This is a genomic window from Butyrivibrio sp. LC3010, from assembly GCF_000424385.1.
GTDB lineage: Bacteria > Bacillota > Clostridia > Lachnospirales > Lachnospiraceae > Butyrivibrio.
Window position 1 is genome coordinate 75,654 of record NZ_AUJU01000023.1, and the last position, 15,530, is coordinate 91,183.

Sequence of the window (15,530 nt, forward strand, 5' to 3'; positions counted from 1 at the left end):
AAGTATGGCTTCATTGTATGTCGTTATAATATTTATTATAATACCCTACTAGTATTAGTGGTAAATTAAAATCTTTCTTGCTAAGAAAATAACTACAATTGCAAGCTTAATTAAACATGTATAGTACAGGGGTTCCCTCTCAGAAGACGGTGCCAGAAGCTCCTTTTTGTCTGGGTTTCAGACGTGTCATTATTATTAAAGTCACAGCTCTCTAAAGAAGTCAGGATCAAATATCCTGAGCATCTGGAAAAATTTATGTGGGGAGATGCTCTTTTCTGGAGCAGGAGCTATTTTTGCGCCACAACCGGGTCCGTTTCACTTGAGACAGTATAGGTTTATTAGAGTATTAGCATTAAAAGTTAGCAGTATCTGAGCAGTACATGAGTCATATTTGATTTGTGTACTGTTTTTTCTATGGGTATAATATGGCGTGGGGGAAATGTTTGGAGGATTCTATAGGGTATGAAAAAAGTAAGAGGTATAGGATTATTATGTGCTGCTGTGGTATTGTGCAGTGCTTGTGGAGATAAGAATGCTATAGGCGGCATAGAGTCAGCCGAAAGCAAAAAGATATTTGAATGCCAGATAAAAGAGCATGAATTACCGGATGCGGATTCCGGTCTGATCAAGAATAGTGATGACTGGGTTAAGGAACTTGATATAAAAATGGCTAGGAATAAGGTTTATCGCCTTGCCCAGCTTTGGGGACAGGATACGGAATATAATGATGAAATGGATTTGGGATATTATATCCAGATTTCTGAGTATCCGTTCGATGAGTGGAAGAATTATGAGGCCCCATATTTGAACCTGGATGGAGAATACGATTCTGTAGATATCCGCCATGGCTATAAACCGTGCAGGATAGCAGGAATCTATGAAGATGCGGTTTACTTTGTCTCATCAGGATATCTGGATGATGATAAGAACTACTATGCATTTGGAAAAATGGATGCTGATGGTGCTTTTTCACTGATCTCAGAGTATCCTATCACGGAAAAAGAACCGGAAAACCAGTGGTCTGACAACCAGTTCTTTTTTGATGGGAAAGATACTGTTTATTCCTATAAGAACTATCCTGCTGAAAACAGGATTATCACATATAATCTCAGCACAAAAGAAATCCGTCAGGACAATTATTCCGGTAAAATTGAAGGAATAGACTTGTCAGAAGATGCTTCTGCGATTTGGTATGGTAATAACGAAGAGACATTTTGTGCAGGTGCGGTAGACGAAAAGGAAAGCGCTTTTTCCTATAAAGTCGATGGTGATATATCTGCTATTCAGGCTATGGCTAAAACAACAGATGGCTGGTATGTTACGGATACTGAATCACTAATGCTTCTGAAAGAGGGCGGCAGTGAGGATAAGCTTATAGACTGGAAAAACAGGGGATACTTCCTAAGTAATATCAGTAAGATTGAAAAACAGGATAACACTCTTAAAGTGCTTACTGACTTTGAAGGCAGCCATTATGTACTGGAGGCTGATCTCGACTCAAAAAGAGAAGCGGAAAAGCAGGAAGTTGTTATTTCCATGCCCTTTAAGATTGCCAGTCTTGATTACTATATAGCCATGTTTAACCGGACTAATGCAGATTATCACATAAATGTTAGTCTTCCTGAAGATCCTGAGGATATGGAGAAATATCAGACGGATCTTAAGAAAGCATTTCTTACTGGCACAGGACCTGACCTCATTATCAATGGAATAATGGAACAGAAGGACATGGTTCAAAATGGACTGATAAATTCTGTGGGTGATCTGATTCAGGATAAATCAAAATATTTTGATGCTGTACTCCAGAACGGACAGTTCGAGGGTGAACAATATGGAATCCCTTATGAATTCTACATGGAAACTGCAGCCTATCCAAAGAGAATTCTTGGTGACAGAGCTGCTCTTTCGCTTAAGGAAATGATGGAGATAACCAAAGAAGCTGATGCAGAGGCAATAGCACTTAATACATCAGGTGAAGATATCGTTTTCTATTATGGACTTTTGGACGAAACTAATCATTCCTTTATTGACTGGGATAACAGGAAAAGCCATCTTGATAGCCCTGAATTTGTCCAGTTGATAATGTTTGCCTCAAAATATGCTTGTCCTGAGAATATCAATGAAAACAACTATAAGGAAAAAATCGACACAGGGAAGATAATATCTGAAAATCTGAGCGTAGGTAGTCCAGAAGTGATGAATTACCTTGATGCCTGTTTTGATGGAAATGTATCTCTTGCCGGATATCCGAGAAATGAAGGCAGCGGTGCGTATGCCTTTTGCAATATGCTGTACCTTAATGCAAAGGCGACCTGCCCTGAAGGTGCAAAAGAGTTCCTTAAGTTTATCATTTCTCACGATGCCCAGATGAAGAATGCGCAGAGTAAGTATTCGAAAACTAATGAGCAGAAGTATGGTGGTCATTTCCCGATAGAAAAAGAAGCTTTTTATAAGGAGCTGGAACTTGCTAAGGCAAATGAGACATCTGAGGGCGCTTCCAGCTATATGAATGGCATAAGCTATAAGGGAGAAGGCGTATCTGAGGAAAATGCAGAGAAGCTAAAGATGATGGCAGAGGAAGCTAATCCAATAAATTACGAACTGTTTTATATTGGTGATATCATCTCCGAGGAACTGGCCCCGTTCTTTGCGGGAGAAAGAACAGCAGAAGAAGCTGCAAACGTGATGAATAGCAGGGTGCAGATCTATTTGGATGAAAAATAAAATAGGAACTGTAATAGCGTTACCGTTACGGAGGGAATAAGATGGCTTATGAAGATCCGCAAATAGTTCAAGAATGGTTAGATGCACTCATAAAGCTTGATGTAAAAGTAAAAAAGATGTTTGGGTGCTATTGTTTGTATTGTGATAATCAGGCTGTTGGCTGGATTTATGATAGTGTCATGAGCTTAAGGGAGGTCGGGCTGGATTATTTGCCAGACGATATCAAGAGACCTGGCAAGGATGACAAAATTCAAGAGTTGGTTATTCCACTTGATTATGTCAAAGAAGATTGGCTGCCTAAGGCAGTTCAGGACACTGCTGATATTCGAAGAAATAATGGTAAATAGCGTGGAATGAAATATGAATAACAGCATTCCGCGCAAGCATGGAAACATCATGAGTGATGAATTTACACCATATCCAAAAAATCCGCTTATTCAGAGCTTTTTTGCAAATATAGGTAGGACTGACTCAATTGGATCCGGTGTTAGAAACCTATATATGTATACTCCAATATATGTAGATGGGGGAAAACCGGAATTGTTTGAGGATGATGTGTTTAGGATTTCAATTCCGTTGAATAAATCTGCTGCAGCTGAGGCAGAGGATAATAAGACATTAACTGAGCGCCAGCAGAAGATTTACGACATGATCTGTGAGAACAAGCACCTTTCTGTAGAACAGGTTATGTCGGATATATCTCTTTCGAGAGCGACTGTGTTCAGAGAATACGCTATAAATAATCAACCTCAGGTTGTACCGACTTGAAAACTGCGTCATTGTGGGCAATACGACTATATTCTACAATTATTCTTGTAAGAACTGAAATGAAGCTTCGTTTCTTCAAAATCATATAAGGAGACGCGAAAATGAATATTGGTAACAAAATTAAGGCACTTCGTTTAAAGTCTAGTACAACACAGGAGGCTCTTGCAGATGCGCTAGGAGTGAGTAGTCAGTCTATATCAAAATGGGAGAACAATGTGTGTGCCCCGGATATATCACTGCTCCCGTCCATATCGGAATTCTTTGGGGTTACGATTGATGAACTGTTTGATCTATCAGTAGAGCTAAAGCTCCACCGTATCGAAAACATGCTTGATTATGAAAATGAACTCACGGATGAAGCGTTTAATAATACAAAGGAGTTCCTGCTGGATATAAAAGATGAGTATGATGAGAGCCATCCGGACAGGATGGATGGCAGGATTTACACGTTCCTGGCCCATCTTTATCATCACAGAATAGTTAGTGACAGCAGATATGTTAGTTTGTATGCAAGAAAAGCCATGAATTTTCATCCTGATGCGAAGGAGGACCAGTGGCTTCTGCAAAAGAGTGAAGGTGCAGTTGTTTGGGACTGGAACGCAAGGCAGCATAACAGCACTATAGAGTTTTTCAAGGATTTAGTAGAAAAACATCCTGAAATTGGCAGGAATTATCTATTTCTTATGGATAACCTTATTGCGGATCATCGCACTAAAGAGGCTGCAGATTATCTGACTTCATATTCAAAAATGCCGGATCATAAGGATGTTCTTGTTCCGGTATATGAAGCATACATTGCTTTTGCTGAGTATCGTGCTGAGGACGCATGGAAAATAGTATCTGATATCGAGGAAAAGTTCCATGACAGCTATGATGCAATGTTTGAAGTAGCAGGCATTTTTGCATCCAATGCAAGATATGAGGAGGCTTTGGAAAGATATCACAAAGCTGAGGAGATATATGTAACTAACCATAAGGAACATATTTGCATGGATCATCTCCAGGCACAGGCAAGGATTTATGAAATACTTGGAAAATATGAAGATGCCATCAGGTATGTTGAGCTTCAGATCAAGTATCTGGAAGAGGAATGGAATATTACTGAAGGCGCGGATGTTGATGCGCTTCAGGAGGAAAAGAGAAGACTGATAGACAAGATAAAATAGTATTAAAGGATATAAAACCTTTCGGCCGAAGGGTATTTCATGAGGAAGTTAATGGAGGAAATCATCATGGATACCCAGACAATAATAGAAGCAAAATATGGAATAAGTAAAAGAGATTTGCATACTGTTCCAACATGGGCAAAAAATGAACAATTGGAACGCACTGTATCGCATGCTGAAATGTGGCACATGGGGGGATGCGGATGTTAAGAAGAGGGAGAAATACTCTCTGGGCAGATTGAAAGCTGTATTTAAAAGGCTTTTTAGACGGCATATATTTCAAGTGGGCAGCGTTAAAATTGGGAGTTTTGCTCTATGCCGGACTCAGGAAACGGAGCATGCTTCTGATTAAGAAATAGACGCATAGTGGTGGGTACCAGTGTTTTACTGGTATCTACTTTTTTATGGAAAATTACATTTTTTTCTATACTTTGTGTCCCGAAATGGGCAGCTCGCGCGTTATATATATAGGAATAATGAATTCGGAGGGTGAACTATGTATGCAAAAAAGCGAATAATATTATGGTTTGGGGTCGTCGTAACTGCAATTATTGTGACAGCGATATTTTTCATCTTAAGGCCAAGATCAGAGTCTTTTACTGATACTATGCAAGAGGTTGAACAACAGATTACTTTTGAAGATATTAAAAGCTGTGGATGGGTTGATTGCTTTTAGTTTGTGAAATATTTTTTGATTATAAAAAGCAGAGGACAAAAATGAATAAAAAGATTATAGCAATAATTATTTATAGCATAGGTGTATTCTGTGTTTTACTTCTGGTAATTGGAGCAATAATAGGAAGAAATATAGTTATAGATCCGAATGCTATATTTCCTGAAACAATATACGAAAGATGTATAAATTTTCTCGGAATAGGCTTTGTTCCGATGCTTATAAGTTGTCTATTCCTGATATCATCTTACGGAATAACAAACAGAAAAAAGAAAGTATTGGTATTACTGCCTGGAATCATTACCGGCATTCCATTTGTGATTGGGATATGTTTAATTACATATTTGCTTATTCTTGCATTAATGGAAGTGGTAGGAATAGTGGTATAAGGCTTATCCTAAAGAAAGATTATTCTCTATATAATTACTTGTATCAGATTAATGACTGGGATGTGTTTAGTGAGACAGATAAAGACGCAGAATATGCTGTCTGGAAAATTGAATTCTTACTGAACGATGAATGTATCGCATATATTACATCCGATTACTGCGCATATATGAATGAGTTTGGGTGGATGAGATGAGTTAGTCTATAGATATTAGAATATATAGTGCAATTGAAACTGACACTGCCCCACTATATGGTGTGGCAGCATTTTTTATTTTTAAATTCCTGTAACGAAACAATCATAATTTGCATTAACTTAATGAAAACTAAGGAAAGGAGGTGAGGAGTTGCAGTCCATGGACGAAATCTATCAGCGTTATGCGAAGAACGTCTATCATTTCTTGCTGGCGCGCACGTGTAATGCTGATCTGGCGGAAGAACTGACCCAAGAGACTTTTTATCAGGCAATACGAAGCATCGATCACTATGATGGTAGCTGTAAAATATCGACCTGGCTGTGCGGCATAGCCAAAAATGTACTTCTCACCTATCAGAGAAAACATCCAGTGTTGGCGGAAATCGAGGGAGAGGCAGCATCTGAGCTTCAGGCGGACTCGGCTGAGCATGATGCAATCAGTCAGATTTCAAGGATTGAACTATTGAGAAAGCTACATGAACTTGAAGATCCCTACCGCGAAGTTATGTATCTGAGAGCTCTTGGTGGACTGTCATTTAGGGAAATCGGAGAGGTACAGGGGAAGAGTGAAAACTGGGCTCGTGTCACCTTCTATCGTGCAAAAGAAAAACTGAGAAAGGAAGAAATATGATGAACAATATAGATTGCGAAGTGATACAGGATTTGTTTCCTTCTTATATTGATGGCCTTACATGCGAGAAGACTAATGTGGTGATTGAAGAGCATTTGACCGGTTGCGAGAAATGCAGAAGCGTGCTGGCTGCTATGAAAGAAACGTCTTCAGAGATATTGGAAATGTCGCCTGAAGATAAAAAGGAAATTGATTTTTTAAGGAAAAATAAAAAAATAAACTTCAGAATTATCATAGGAAGTGTAGTTGGAGCATTTCTTCTTGTCCTTTTTATTATAACATTAGGCTGTTTTGTGGTAGGTACTAAGAACGATACCAATTGGATGGCTATGCATCTTAATGTTGAGGATAACGAGTTGGATTTTTTAGCGGTGCCATTTGGAAGCGGTAATGCTGTTGCTTCGATCTACTATACCGAGGAAGCTGGTGTTGTTATGATGCATGCCCGAACTGTTTTGGTAAGTCCATTTCACAAGGGGAATTTGGAAGGGCGGTATGTTGCTTCCGAAACCATTAAAGAAGTGCGCATCGGAAACAGGATTGTCTGGTCTGAAGGAGCTCCGGTGACGTCTTTTGCATCAGATCTTTATGCCACAAGACACAGTTATATTGGTGCTATGTCCGATAACAATCGTACCGCCTTGGCCTTGAATATGGGAACATCTCTTGGAGCATTTACAAATGAACTTGAAACTTCATCGGAACCATATGGGTGGAAGATAATTCTATCAGAGGATGTTTCTTCGGATAAGCTTGCACAGAAGGAGCAGGATATGGAGGCCTTTGGATATGTGATTTTAGGGCTGATTGAGAATCTTGATCATGTGACATACGTTTATCACAGTGAAGGGGTTGAAAAAATGCTTACGATTACTGCGGAAGATGCAAGTACGTTTTTGGGAGAAGATATCAAGAAATGTAGTAAACATATACGCACTTTGGATACACTTCTTCAGAAAACCGGACTCATACGCGCTGTCTTCTGACATTCATTATAATAGGTGCCTTTTGTGACCAAAGGCTCTTATAAATGGTGCATGCTCACTCAACTTAGTGAACATGCACTTTGCTATTTTTCTATTCCGTTTACAATTTTCAATATCTCATCTTTGGTAACAGGCCCTGATATGAAAAGTGCATATCCATCAAGCTCCGTTACGAGGAGGCTGTAGTTCTCTTTAGAATAATAGCGAGCTTCATGGCCTCTGAAGTCCAGGATTTCCAGCTGGGTGTTTTCCGTATCCACATAATTGTTTCCACCTGGAAGCTCAATGTCTATACTCAGATAATAACCATCAGCATCAAGATAGCTGAAAGATATTAAGGAATCGGCCTTATCGATATGGTCGAAGCTAAAGCGCTCAGGCACGTAAGTAATCCTGTAATCTTCTAAATTGTTGCCAGAGATGGTAGTATTGTCAAATCTGATAAGACTATATTCTTTAAAGGTTTCAATGAACCATTTTGTTACCGCTTCCCTGAATTCAGCATTTACACTATACGCAGTGCCGAATGAGATAACGCTGGCTATGAGTATTGCAGCGGCTGTTTTAGTAAATATCCTTACAATGTTGGAAGTATTGCGAGTAGTCGCGGTTTCTTTTGACAGATTGGATATTATAGTTTTACATGCAGATGTAAGGGAATCTTCTGAAATGCGTTCATCGGAGGCAAGTTCCATTTCCCTGGCAAGAATTTTTTCAAAGAATTTAAGGCGCTCACCTGCATCTGATATACCATAAAGAATCTCTATGCTTTCCGGAGTTAATCCAAAAGTATAGGTTCCTAATATAAGATACTGTCCGGACTGTGGAAGAGAGCATATGAAATCTGCAAGCCTTGATGTATCTTTCCTAGAAAGCCTTTTTTCACAAACACGTTCTTCCCATTCATTTAGCTCCGGGGAGAGGAGATGAATCATATTCTCTTTTACTGTTCCGGATAATAATTCTTCAAAAGTCGTATTCATCAGAATTTTCCTCATACTGCTTTCGTAGTTTACCTATAATGCGCTGACCTTTCTTTTTGGCTACTTCTTCAGATATTGACAGCATCCGTGCTATTTCAGAGTATTTCATCTCATAGGTATAGCGCAGCTCAAGAAGAACCTTTTCATCGGAGCTTAAGACCTCAATCATTTTCAAAAGGGATTTGCTTTTTTCTTTATCCAGCATCTGGTGCTCCGGTCCCTGTATGGATGAATCCATTTTGCTTAGTGCTTCATCAGAATCAGGAATGATCCTGCTGCTTTTTCTCAGCACGTCGTATGAACAGTTCTTCACTATAGTAACGCAGAAGGCTTTCATTTCGGGACAGGTTAAATGGGAAATTTTTAAAATATTGAGTGATATTTTTAGAAGTGCAGAGCTTACAGCTTCTTCAGCATCAGCTGTGGATCCGGTTATCTGCATCGCAACTCTTAGAAAATCCTGGTAGTTCTCTTTATAGATTTTTTCAACAAGATTTCTCTGATCATCTTCAAGAACAGAAAGTATGAGTAATAGCATGTTTTGGTTTCCCCGTATCAGTATAGGAATATGATAACACAATAGCTGTTTTGTAGGAAAAGTTTAATGACTTCTCACCGTTATTTTATTTTACAGATGATCAGAGTTTTCATACAATTATAAGGGGGATACTTAAAAGGGGAAGTAAGTGGGTATGAAACGAGTATTGTTATGGATTTTACGTGGCATTTTTCTGTTAATCTTGATATTTATAGGTCTTATAGCACTGGACTATCTTTTTGCACCATCCTGGTTAACTGATAAAGCGGCATTCTCTATTCTTATTTTTGCAGCAATAATACATTGCTGGATAGGAATAATTAGAATTAGAAGGAATAATAAATCTACAGTAAATGTGTCTGGGTGTCCTGAAACCAATAACATGCGCAAAAATTGCCAAGAAGCTGTTAAAAAGCAAAGCTCTACGAGAAAGCCTGCTTTAACTTTTACATTGATTGTATTACTTCTGGTTGGGCTAGGGTTTGGTGGTTACAATTTTTTTAATCAAGATACTCATAGAGATGTTCCGGAAAATGTAATTGAGTTCGGTGAAAAATATCCGGAAGCAAGAGAATACGTCCAAAATTTCACGGAATACGTTGATAAAGATTTAGATATGGATGTCACAGCGGAAATGGCTGCATCTGATATTCCACTTTTTATTCAGTGGGACAAGCGATGGGGATATAAAAACTATGGAGCAAACTATGTAGGCGTTGCCGGTTGCGGGCCTACTTGTTTAGCTATGGTGGCATGCGGCCTTAAGAATGATTCGGAGCTTAATCCATTCGTTGTTGCAACTTATGCGTCAAAAGAAGGTTTCTACACATACGGCGAAGGCACATCCTGGTCCATAATGACAGAAGGTGCCAAACACTATGGATTAAATGTAGTTTCCGGCGATGTTTCATCAGATTACATCTTGGCTAATTTATCCAGTCAGGCGCCGATGATCTGTTCAATGTCACCCGGAGATTTTACTAAGACAGGTCATTTTATTGTGCTAACTGGCATTGATGCAGACGGAAAAATTATAGTGAACGATCCTAACAGCCCTAAAAATAGTAGTAAGCATTGGGATGTTGATTCTTTGGTATCACAAATGAAAAGTGTATGGAAATATAGCAATGCTTAGGATAGTTTAGATGTCTAATTGATTCTGATTCAGTTCCCTGACTATTCATTTTTATCATCACCAAAAAGATCATAATTTGCCACTGACTTCCGGTGTTCTTCATCAACTGCTGCATAGTGCTTTACTGTGGTATTCACATCCTTGTGGCCAAGGACGTCTGCAACCATGTATATATCACCGGATGAATTGTAAAGAGTGGTTCCAAAGGTTCGGCGGAGTTTGTGGGGATGAACGCGGTCTGTAAGTTTTGCGCCATCTCCGTATTTTTTAAGCATATCCTCAATGCTTCTAACGGAAAGTCTGTTGTTCTTGAGTGATATGAAAAGAGCTTCTTCTTTTGGATCCTGTGCCAGCAGGGGACGCTCATTTTTTATATAATCACGGAGCGTGTTGCGGATTTTTTCATTTATATAAAGAATTGCTTCCTTACCGCCTTTTCTAACAATTCTGATGGTATTATCCTCAAAATTCACATCATTTAGATCGAGTCCGGCACATTCTGACACGCGAAGCCCCAGATTTAAAAGAAGTATTACAATTGCAAGATCACGTTTTGCTGTGTTTTGGGACCTTGCAGAGCTTCTTTTTGTTGATGTTTTGGTTTCTTCAACAGCCTTTATAAGCCTTTTTGCTTCATCAACATCAAGACGTTTTATGTCATTTTCCTCATATTTCTGGTTTTTATCTGCTTTAAGCGTGGGATTTTCTGCAATATATTCCTTATCAGCCATATATCCAAAGAAATTCCGGAGAGTTGCCATTTTACGGGCAAGCGTCCGGTTGCTGACCATATGCCCGGAGTCAGATTCATTAAGAACCATAAATTCCTGAAATTCATTTATGTCTTCGTAATTGAGTGCATCAAGAATTTCCAGGGAAATATCCTTAATTTCCAGAGATCTGCAGCGCGGATTCCGTACTTTAAGAAATTCAAAGAATAAAAGAACATCCTTTGCATACGCAAGCGCTGTGTTTATCTGATATTTGCGGACACAGGATTCTATAAATTTATGTGTATATATTGGAAGCTGCTTTTTGATTTCCGTGATTCTTGCAAGTTTATCCTTGCGTAATTCAGCATAATATCTGGAATCTTTTCCCATTTCATACCTCCGAAGCCGCAAAAACATACGATTTTTGCAGGAGCTTTCTGTTATTTCCATTATACCACATAAAATTGATATTTTCCGCGGTATAAGGAAGCTACTTTAAATTTCACTATGCACAACGCAAAACAAGGACGCTTTCACGCCCTTGTCTTCACCCTAAGTAGACTCACCTCTCAGGGCTTAGGTTCTTATTATCATTCAGCTAAGCTTTCGAATTGTGTACTAGGTTCGTACACAATGTTAATCCTAGAATTATAAATTCTTGTAAAACTCAACAGCCGCCTGGAGCTCACTTTCATCCGGATGCCCCTTTTGGATCCCACCCGCAATCTTGAAAGGACCAAAACTGTCATGGCCAAGGCACTGATATCTGCCTATTTCACGATATTCCGTTAATGGTTGTCGTGTCAATCAGGGCTCTTCCTTTTCCTTACAATGAAGCCTGTATGCTTCAATAAAGTGAATTGCTGAGCAGAAAAGCCATATTCCTGCTAAAAGTGGCTTGCCAGATACGAGATAAATGATTCCGCTCATTCCAAAAACTATTCCCATAACTAATGTTGATCTTGATGTTAATTTCATCGCTTTTAATCTCCTTTTTCTTTAAGTAATAGCTGTGTCAGTAGAAAGAGATTATCCTGCTTAATTGAACAGCCCTGCATATCCAAAAGGATATCCGGATACTCCTCCTTTATATTCCTTAGATGCTAAAGCCTCTGATCTCTGAATTATCTGTAAAAGGCTTAAAACCAACAGGTTCACTTGATTCATAATAATCATTTGCCGAGTAACTGTTTTCTTTCTCATAGTAACCTGTGGTCTTTGCACCCTCCGGTGCATCATCCATTACTATAGCAAGGATGATATAAGGAAGGATTCCTATGCCTGTAGTAAATAAGAGAACCAAATAGATAACTCTTATAATCGTAGGGTCAATCCCAAAATACTCGCCCAAGCCACCGCATACGCCACAAACTTTCTGATCTGCACTTTTTCTAAGTCTTCTTTCTCTCATAACCTTTCCCTCGCTTCCTTTGAAGCAACTCATTGTTTATGAGATTATTCTAGGATTTTCTGCCCTTCTGATAAATGTTCATTTAGGCAAAAACGGCATAGCTATTTTTCTTTTAGAGCATTTTTTTGGTCATATCCTTCCAGTGGTAATTTCCATAATAAGCAAGCCCTCTCGCAAAGATAACGGCCTGCCCTGCCCAAATGATATTTACGATTCCTCGTATCCCTCTTTTTTACTAGTAGCGCCCTTAACGTAGAAAACTATCGTGGATATAAGTGCTACGACTGCCGAGGCAGCTGCACATGTCCCCACACCCACATTTCGGTTCATGGCCTTAACCAACGCAGCTAGAAAACCTGCAAGAAATATCACGGTAAATAGTGCCACCGCTGATAAAACTTTTTTCATTTGCCTTACTTAACCTCGTCCTTAGTTCCATCTTTTTTTACTACAACAAGCTTGCATCCAAGACCAAAAGCTGCCACAGCTCCTGCAATAAGTGCCCAAGGAGCAGCTGCAAATCCAAGGATTCCTCCAACAATACCTACATTAACAGGTACGCTGAACACGATCTCATCATCCTTAAGGATCTGGACCCTGTCTGCATTACCTTCAGCAACAACAGCCTTAACCTTATCAATGAGCTTCTGCACATCTGCTTTAAGCGCGCAAACCACAAAAAGAAGGCCCCATCTGACCTTCTTTACATTCCATATATAGTACAGTGATTTTTTAATTCGAATTTTCTTATGGCTATCACTACGGTTGGATGATACATTTATAAGCAAAGGAGACTAATCATAATTCATCATGCAAACTGTAGGAGGAATATGGCTATGAATGAAAACATTGTAAAACGAAATGATCTTTTGTCCACAAAAATCATCGAAGGACTTAAATCCAGAAACATGTCCGGTTATTATGCAAAAACAAAGGAAGAAGCTCTGGGGTTGGCCCTAAAACTTATACCTAAGGGAAGCAGTGTGACCATGGGCGGAGCAATGAGCGCTCATGAAATCGGTCTTGTTGACGCTCTGCAGACTCCCGACTACAACTTCATCGACAGGGATAAGGCAGAAGATAAACGTGCTGCCATGTTGGCTGCATATGACGCTGATGTTTTTTTATCCAGTGCAAATGCCATGACAGATGACGGTATTATTATAAATATTGATGGGAATGCGAACAGAGTATCAGCAATAGCTCAGGGTCCCAAAAAAGTAATCTTCATCGTCGGCATGAACAAGGTTTGTCCTGATGTTGACAGCGCCATGAAAAGAGCACGAAATGTAGCTGCACCTATAAACGCCCAGAGATTTGGTCTTGCAACTCCTTGCGCTAAAACAGGAAAGTGCATGGATTGCAAATCTCCCGATACCATCTGTTGTCAATTCCTCATGACCAGATATTCAAGACATGAAGGCAGAATCCACGTAATCCTTGTAGATGAGAACCTGGGATTCTAATTTTTAGCCTGCAGGCGTAGTTTCCTTAAATTACTTTGGAACTCTTTCTCATTAAATAAAAATGCAGAAATGTGAGTCTTGCTTATACAGCTATAATCAGCATTAACCACAAAACGAGTCGATAGGGTCGACTCGTTTTTTGCTAGATGTAACATGCAATAATAATATACCTGCTCATGGCGGCTACTGATCTATTACATTTTCATTTTTATCTTCAATCAATCCTCTTCTTTGATTCTGCCCAAGTTTTTTACTGGATGCTATTGCGATAAAAAGAATTATTATGTCATCTATAGGACAGGCAGATACCAGATCTACCGGAGACAATAAATATACTCCCAAGAGAATTGCAAGAAGTATTTTAAGTCCCTTGTTCATCTTTATTCCCCATCTCTTTCTTAAATACTAAATCCTATGATCTTAAAATCATCTGAAATAGCTTAAGACCAACAGGTTCACTTGTTTCATAATAATCATTTGCCGAGTAACTGTTTTCTTCTTTATTGTAACCTGTGGTCTTTGATCTTTCAGGTGCATCGTCCATCACAATAGTATGCTTACTCTTAACCCTCTTTAAGACACGAATAATAATGCCACAGCTGATATTTATTTAACCTCGTCCTTTGTTCCGTCCTTTTTTACAACAACGAGCTTGCATCCAAGGCCAAATGCTGCTGCAGCACCTGCAATAAGTGCCCAAGGCGCTGCTGTAATACCAAGAATGCCACCGACAATACCTACATTAACCGGCACACTCAATACTATCTCATCATCCTTAAGAATCTGTACTCTGTCTGCATTTCCTTCAGCAACAACTGCCTTAACCTTATCAATGAGCTTCTGCACATCCTCTTCAAGTTCACAAGCCTTTGGCTGAAGCTCCTTTATAGCCTTTTCTGCATCACCATCTGCATTTAAAAGCGCTTCTTTTGCAGTAGAATAATCAACTCCTGCCTCATTCATTACTTTTTCAATAGCTTCTAATGTGATATTCATAATATTCTTCCTCCTCTTAATAAACTATATGACAAATTGCTAAGCCAGCTATATAACATAGCCTGTAAATAACTATCATTACAAGACCAATAGCCGCTATTTTCTTTAAAAGGACCTCTTCCTTTGAGCCCCTGCTAAGAAAATCTGTAATCTAGGCATTAACTGTTTCCATCATGTTTAAACTCCTTAAGCCTCCTTAACCAATAGCCCAACAATCATTGCAACTACCAGTACAGGAAGTGCTATGTAAATTAGACCATAGGCTACCATTGCAATTAAAATGAATGGAAGGAACACAAGGAAAAAGGCTACCTTGATTAAGCTCCAGGAAAACCTAAAAGCAAATCCTATGAGCTTTCCTACAAAACCAAATATACAAATCATAAAAAGCATTGTCAGTAACATGATCATCACCATCCTTCTATATGTTCCAACAACTGTTTCCTGTCTATAGTCATATTGTAAGCAAAAAGATGAAGCAGTTACATATCAGGTAGCGCAAAAAACACATCTATATTTTTCATCCTTTGCATCTTATGTCAAAAATCCATGGAAAAAAGCGAAGAGTACTTCTTCAATGATTCTGTTAAGTCACTCTTTTTCTCAAGAACGATGTTTATGTCCGGCTGAAGACTTTTTAACTTATCCTCCAGTACCTCGACTACTGCATCTTCCTTGTCATGCCATATGACTATAAAGAATATGCACATATTTATGAAATATTTACAAAGAAATTGCAGAAATAATTTTTTCTAAA

General features: G+C 38.9%; 23 protein-coding genes. 11 read left to right on the forward strand and 12 right to left on the reverse strand.

Going from position 1 to position 15,530, the window contains the following annotated elements; genetic code table 11:
• The first annotated feature begins 183 nt into the window (after positions 1-183).
• The 9 genes from G622_RS27160 to G622_RS0114545 all read left to right on the forward strand — a co-directional run bounded on the left by G622_RS27160 (position 184) and on the right by G622_RS0114545 (position 7,531).
• Positions 184-333 carry a transposase gene (locus G622_RS27160; protein ID WP_196814226.1) on the forward strand — a complete coding sequence of 50 codons (150 nt, stop codon included), beginning with the start codon at positions 184-186 and terminating at the stop codon, positions 331-333.
• 129 nt (positions 334-462) lie between these two features.
• Positions 463-2,724 carry an ABC transporter substrate-binding protein gene (locus G622_RS0114505; protein ID WP_026511300.1) on the forward strand — a complete coding sequence of 754 codons (2,262 nt, stop codon included), beginning with the start codon at positions 463-465 and terminating at the stop codon, positions 2,722-2,724.
• A gap of 41 nt (positions 2,725-2,765) precedes the next feature.
• Positions 2,766-3,071 carry a hypothetical protein gene (locus G622_RS0114510; RefSeq protein ID WP_026511301.1) on the forward strand — a complete coding sequence of 102 codons (306 nt, stop codon included), beginning with the start codon at positions 2,766-2,768 and terminating at the stop codon, positions 3,069-3,071.
• 49 nt (positions 3,072-3,120) lie between these two features.
• A complete protein-coding gene (locus G622_RS0114515; RefSeq protein ID WP_242833008.1) occupies positions 3,121-3,492 on the forward strand; it encodes a hypothetical protein in 372 nt (123 codons plus the stop codon).
• Positions 3,493-3,593: 101 nt separating this feature from the next.
• Complete coding sequence (locus tag G622_RS0114520) at positions 3,594-4,658, forward strand: helix-turn-helix domain-containing protein (protein WP_026511303.1); 1,065 nt, start codon at positions 3,594-3,596, stop codon at positions 4,656-4,658.
• 39 nt (positions 4,659-4,697) lie between these two features.
• Entirely contained in the window at positions 4,698-4,868 is a 171-nt protein-coding gene (locus tag G622_RS25855) for a hypothetical protein (RefSeq protein ID WP_155831508.1), read from the forward strand.
• A gap of 507 nt (positions 4,869-5,375) precedes the next feature.
• Positions 5,376-5,720, forward strand: a complete 345-nt coding sequence (locus G622_RS0114535) for a hypothetical protein (RefSeq protein ID WP_044915970.1) — start codon at positions 5,376-5,378, stop codon at positions 5,718-5,720.
• A gap of 345 nt (positions 5,721-6,065) precedes the next feature.
• The gene (locus G622_RS0114540; RefSeq protein ID WP_026511306.1) at positions 6,066-6,545 is read left to right on the forward strand and encodes a sigma-70 family RNA polymerase sigma factor; all 480 of its coding nucleotides are present in this window, start codon (positions 6,066-6,068) and stop codon (positions 6,543-6,545) included.
• A complete protein-coding gene (locus G622_RS0114545; RefSeq protein ID WP_081675338.1) occupies positions 6,542-7,531 on the forward strand; it encodes a DUF4825 domain-containing protein in 990 nt (329 codons plus the stop codon). Before G622_RS0114540 ends, G622_RS0114545 begins: the two co-directional genes overlap by 4 nt.
• Positions 7,532-7,614: 83 nt before the next feature.
• Here the strand turns inward: G622_RS0114545 and G622_RS0114550 are convergent, their stop codons facing one another.
• Positions 7,615-8,514, reverse strand: a complete 900-nt coding sequence (locus G622_RS0114550; RefSeq protein WP_026511308.1) for a DUF4367 domain-containing protein — start codon at positions 8,512-8,514, stop codon at positions 7,615-7,617.
• Positions 8,498-9,052: an RNA polymerase sigma factor gene (locus tag G622_RS0114555; RefSeq protein WP_044957767.1), complete on the reverse strand. Its 555-nt coding sequence runs from the start codon at positions 9,050-9,052 to the stop codon at positions 8,498-8,500. Before G622_RS0114555 ends, G622_RS0114550 begins: the two co-directional genes overlap by 17 nt.
• Before the next feature lie 154 nt (positions 9,053-9,206).
• Between G622_RS0114555 and G622_RS24770 the strand changes: the two genes are divergently transcribed.
• The gene (locus G622_RS24770; RefSeq protein ID WP_049945885.1) at positions 9,207-10,187 is read left to right on the forward strand and encodes a C39 family peptidase; all 981 of its coding nucleotides are present in this window, start codon (positions 9,207-9,209) and stop codon (positions 10,185-10,187) included.
• Between the two features lie 41 nt (positions 10,188-10,228).
• On the opposite strand, the gene G622_RS23095 is transcribed toward G622_RS24770, so the two are convergent.
• The 6 genes from G622_RS23095 to G622_RS0114590 all read right to left on the reverse strand — a co-directional run bounded on the left by G622_RS23095 (position 10,229) and on the right by G622_RS0114590 (position 13,099).
• A complete protein-coding gene (locus tag G622_RS23095; RefSeq protein WP_044915963.1) occupies positions 10,229-11,290 on the reverse strand; it encodes a tyrosine-type recombinase/integrase in 1,062 nt (353 codons plus the stop codon).
• Positions 11,291-11,548: 258 nt separating this feature from the next.
• On the reverse strand, positions 11,549-11,707 hold the full coding sequence (locus G622_RS25860) for a hypothetical protein (protein WP_155831509.1): 159 nt from the start codon (positions 11,705-11,707) through the stop codon (positions 11,549-11,551).
• Positions 11,708-11,878: a hypothetical protein gene (locus G622_RS25865; RefSeq protein ID WP_155831510.1), complete on the reverse strand. Its 171-nt coding sequence runs from the start codon at positions 11,876-11,878 to the stop codon at positions 11,708-11,710. It lies immediately after the preceding gene.
• Positions 11,879-11,996: 118 nt separating this feature from the next.
• Positions 11,997-12,311: a PspC domain-containing protein gene (locus G622_RS25390; protein ID WP_044915962.1), complete on the reverse strand. Its 315-nt coding sequence runs from the start codon at positions 12,309-12,311 to the stop codon at positions 11,997-11,999.
• A 207-nt stretch (positions 12,312-12,518) separates the two neighbouring features.
• Entirely contained in the window at positions 12,519-12,719 is a 201-nt protein-coding gene (locus G622_RS0114585) for a hypothetical protein (RefSeq protein ID WP_026511311.1), read from the reverse strand.
• Positions 12,720-12,724: 5 nt separating this feature from the next.
• Positions 12,725-13,099: a DUF4342 domain-containing protein gene (locus tag G622_RS0114590; protein WP_081675341.1), complete on the reverse strand. Its 375-nt coding sequence runs from the start codon at positions 13,097-13,099 to the stop codon at positions 12,725-12,727.
• Positions 13,100-13,147: 48 nt separating this feature from the next.
• Between G622_RS0114590 and G622_RS0114595 the strand changes: the two genes are divergently transcribed.
• Complete coding sequence (locus G622_RS0114595) at positions 13,148-13,777, forward strand: lactate utilization protein (RefSeq protein WP_026511313.1); 630 nt, start codon at positions 13,148-13,150, stop codon at positions 13,775-13,777.
• 183 nt (positions 13,778-13,960) lie between these two features.
• Here G622_RS0114595 and G622_RS0114600 read toward each other — a convergent pair whose 3' ends face one another.
• From G622_RS0114600 to G622_RS0114615, 4 genes are all read right to left on the reverse strand, one after another.
• Positions 13,961-14,155: a hypothetical protein gene (locus G622_RS0114600; RefSeq protein ID WP_026511314.1), complete on the reverse strand. Its 195-nt coding sequence runs from the start codon at positions 14,153-14,155 to the stop codon at positions 13,961-13,963.
• A 34-nt stretch (positions 14,156-14,189) separates the two neighbouring features.
• The gene (locus G622_RS26705; RefSeq protein ID WP_255347450.1) at positions 14,190-14,324 is read right to left on the reverse strand and encodes a hypothetical protein; all 135 of its coding nucleotides are present in this window, start codon (positions 14,322-14,324) and stop codon (positions 14,190-14,192) included.
• Between the two features lie 59 nt (positions 14,325-14,383).
• The gene (locus G622_RS0114610; RefSeq protein ID WP_026511315.1) at positions 14,384-14,773 is read right to left on the reverse strand and encodes a DUF4342 domain-containing protein; all 390 of its coding nucleotides are present in this window, start codon (positions 14,771-14,773) and stop codon (positions 14,384-14,386) included.
• A gap of 186 nt (positions 14,774-14,959) precedes the next feature.
• Entirely contained in the window at positions 14,960-15,184 is a 225-nt protein-coding gene (locus G622_RS0114615) for a hypothetical protein (protein WP_242833009.1), read from the reverse strand.
• Positions 15,185-15,530 lie beyond the last annotated feature (346 nt).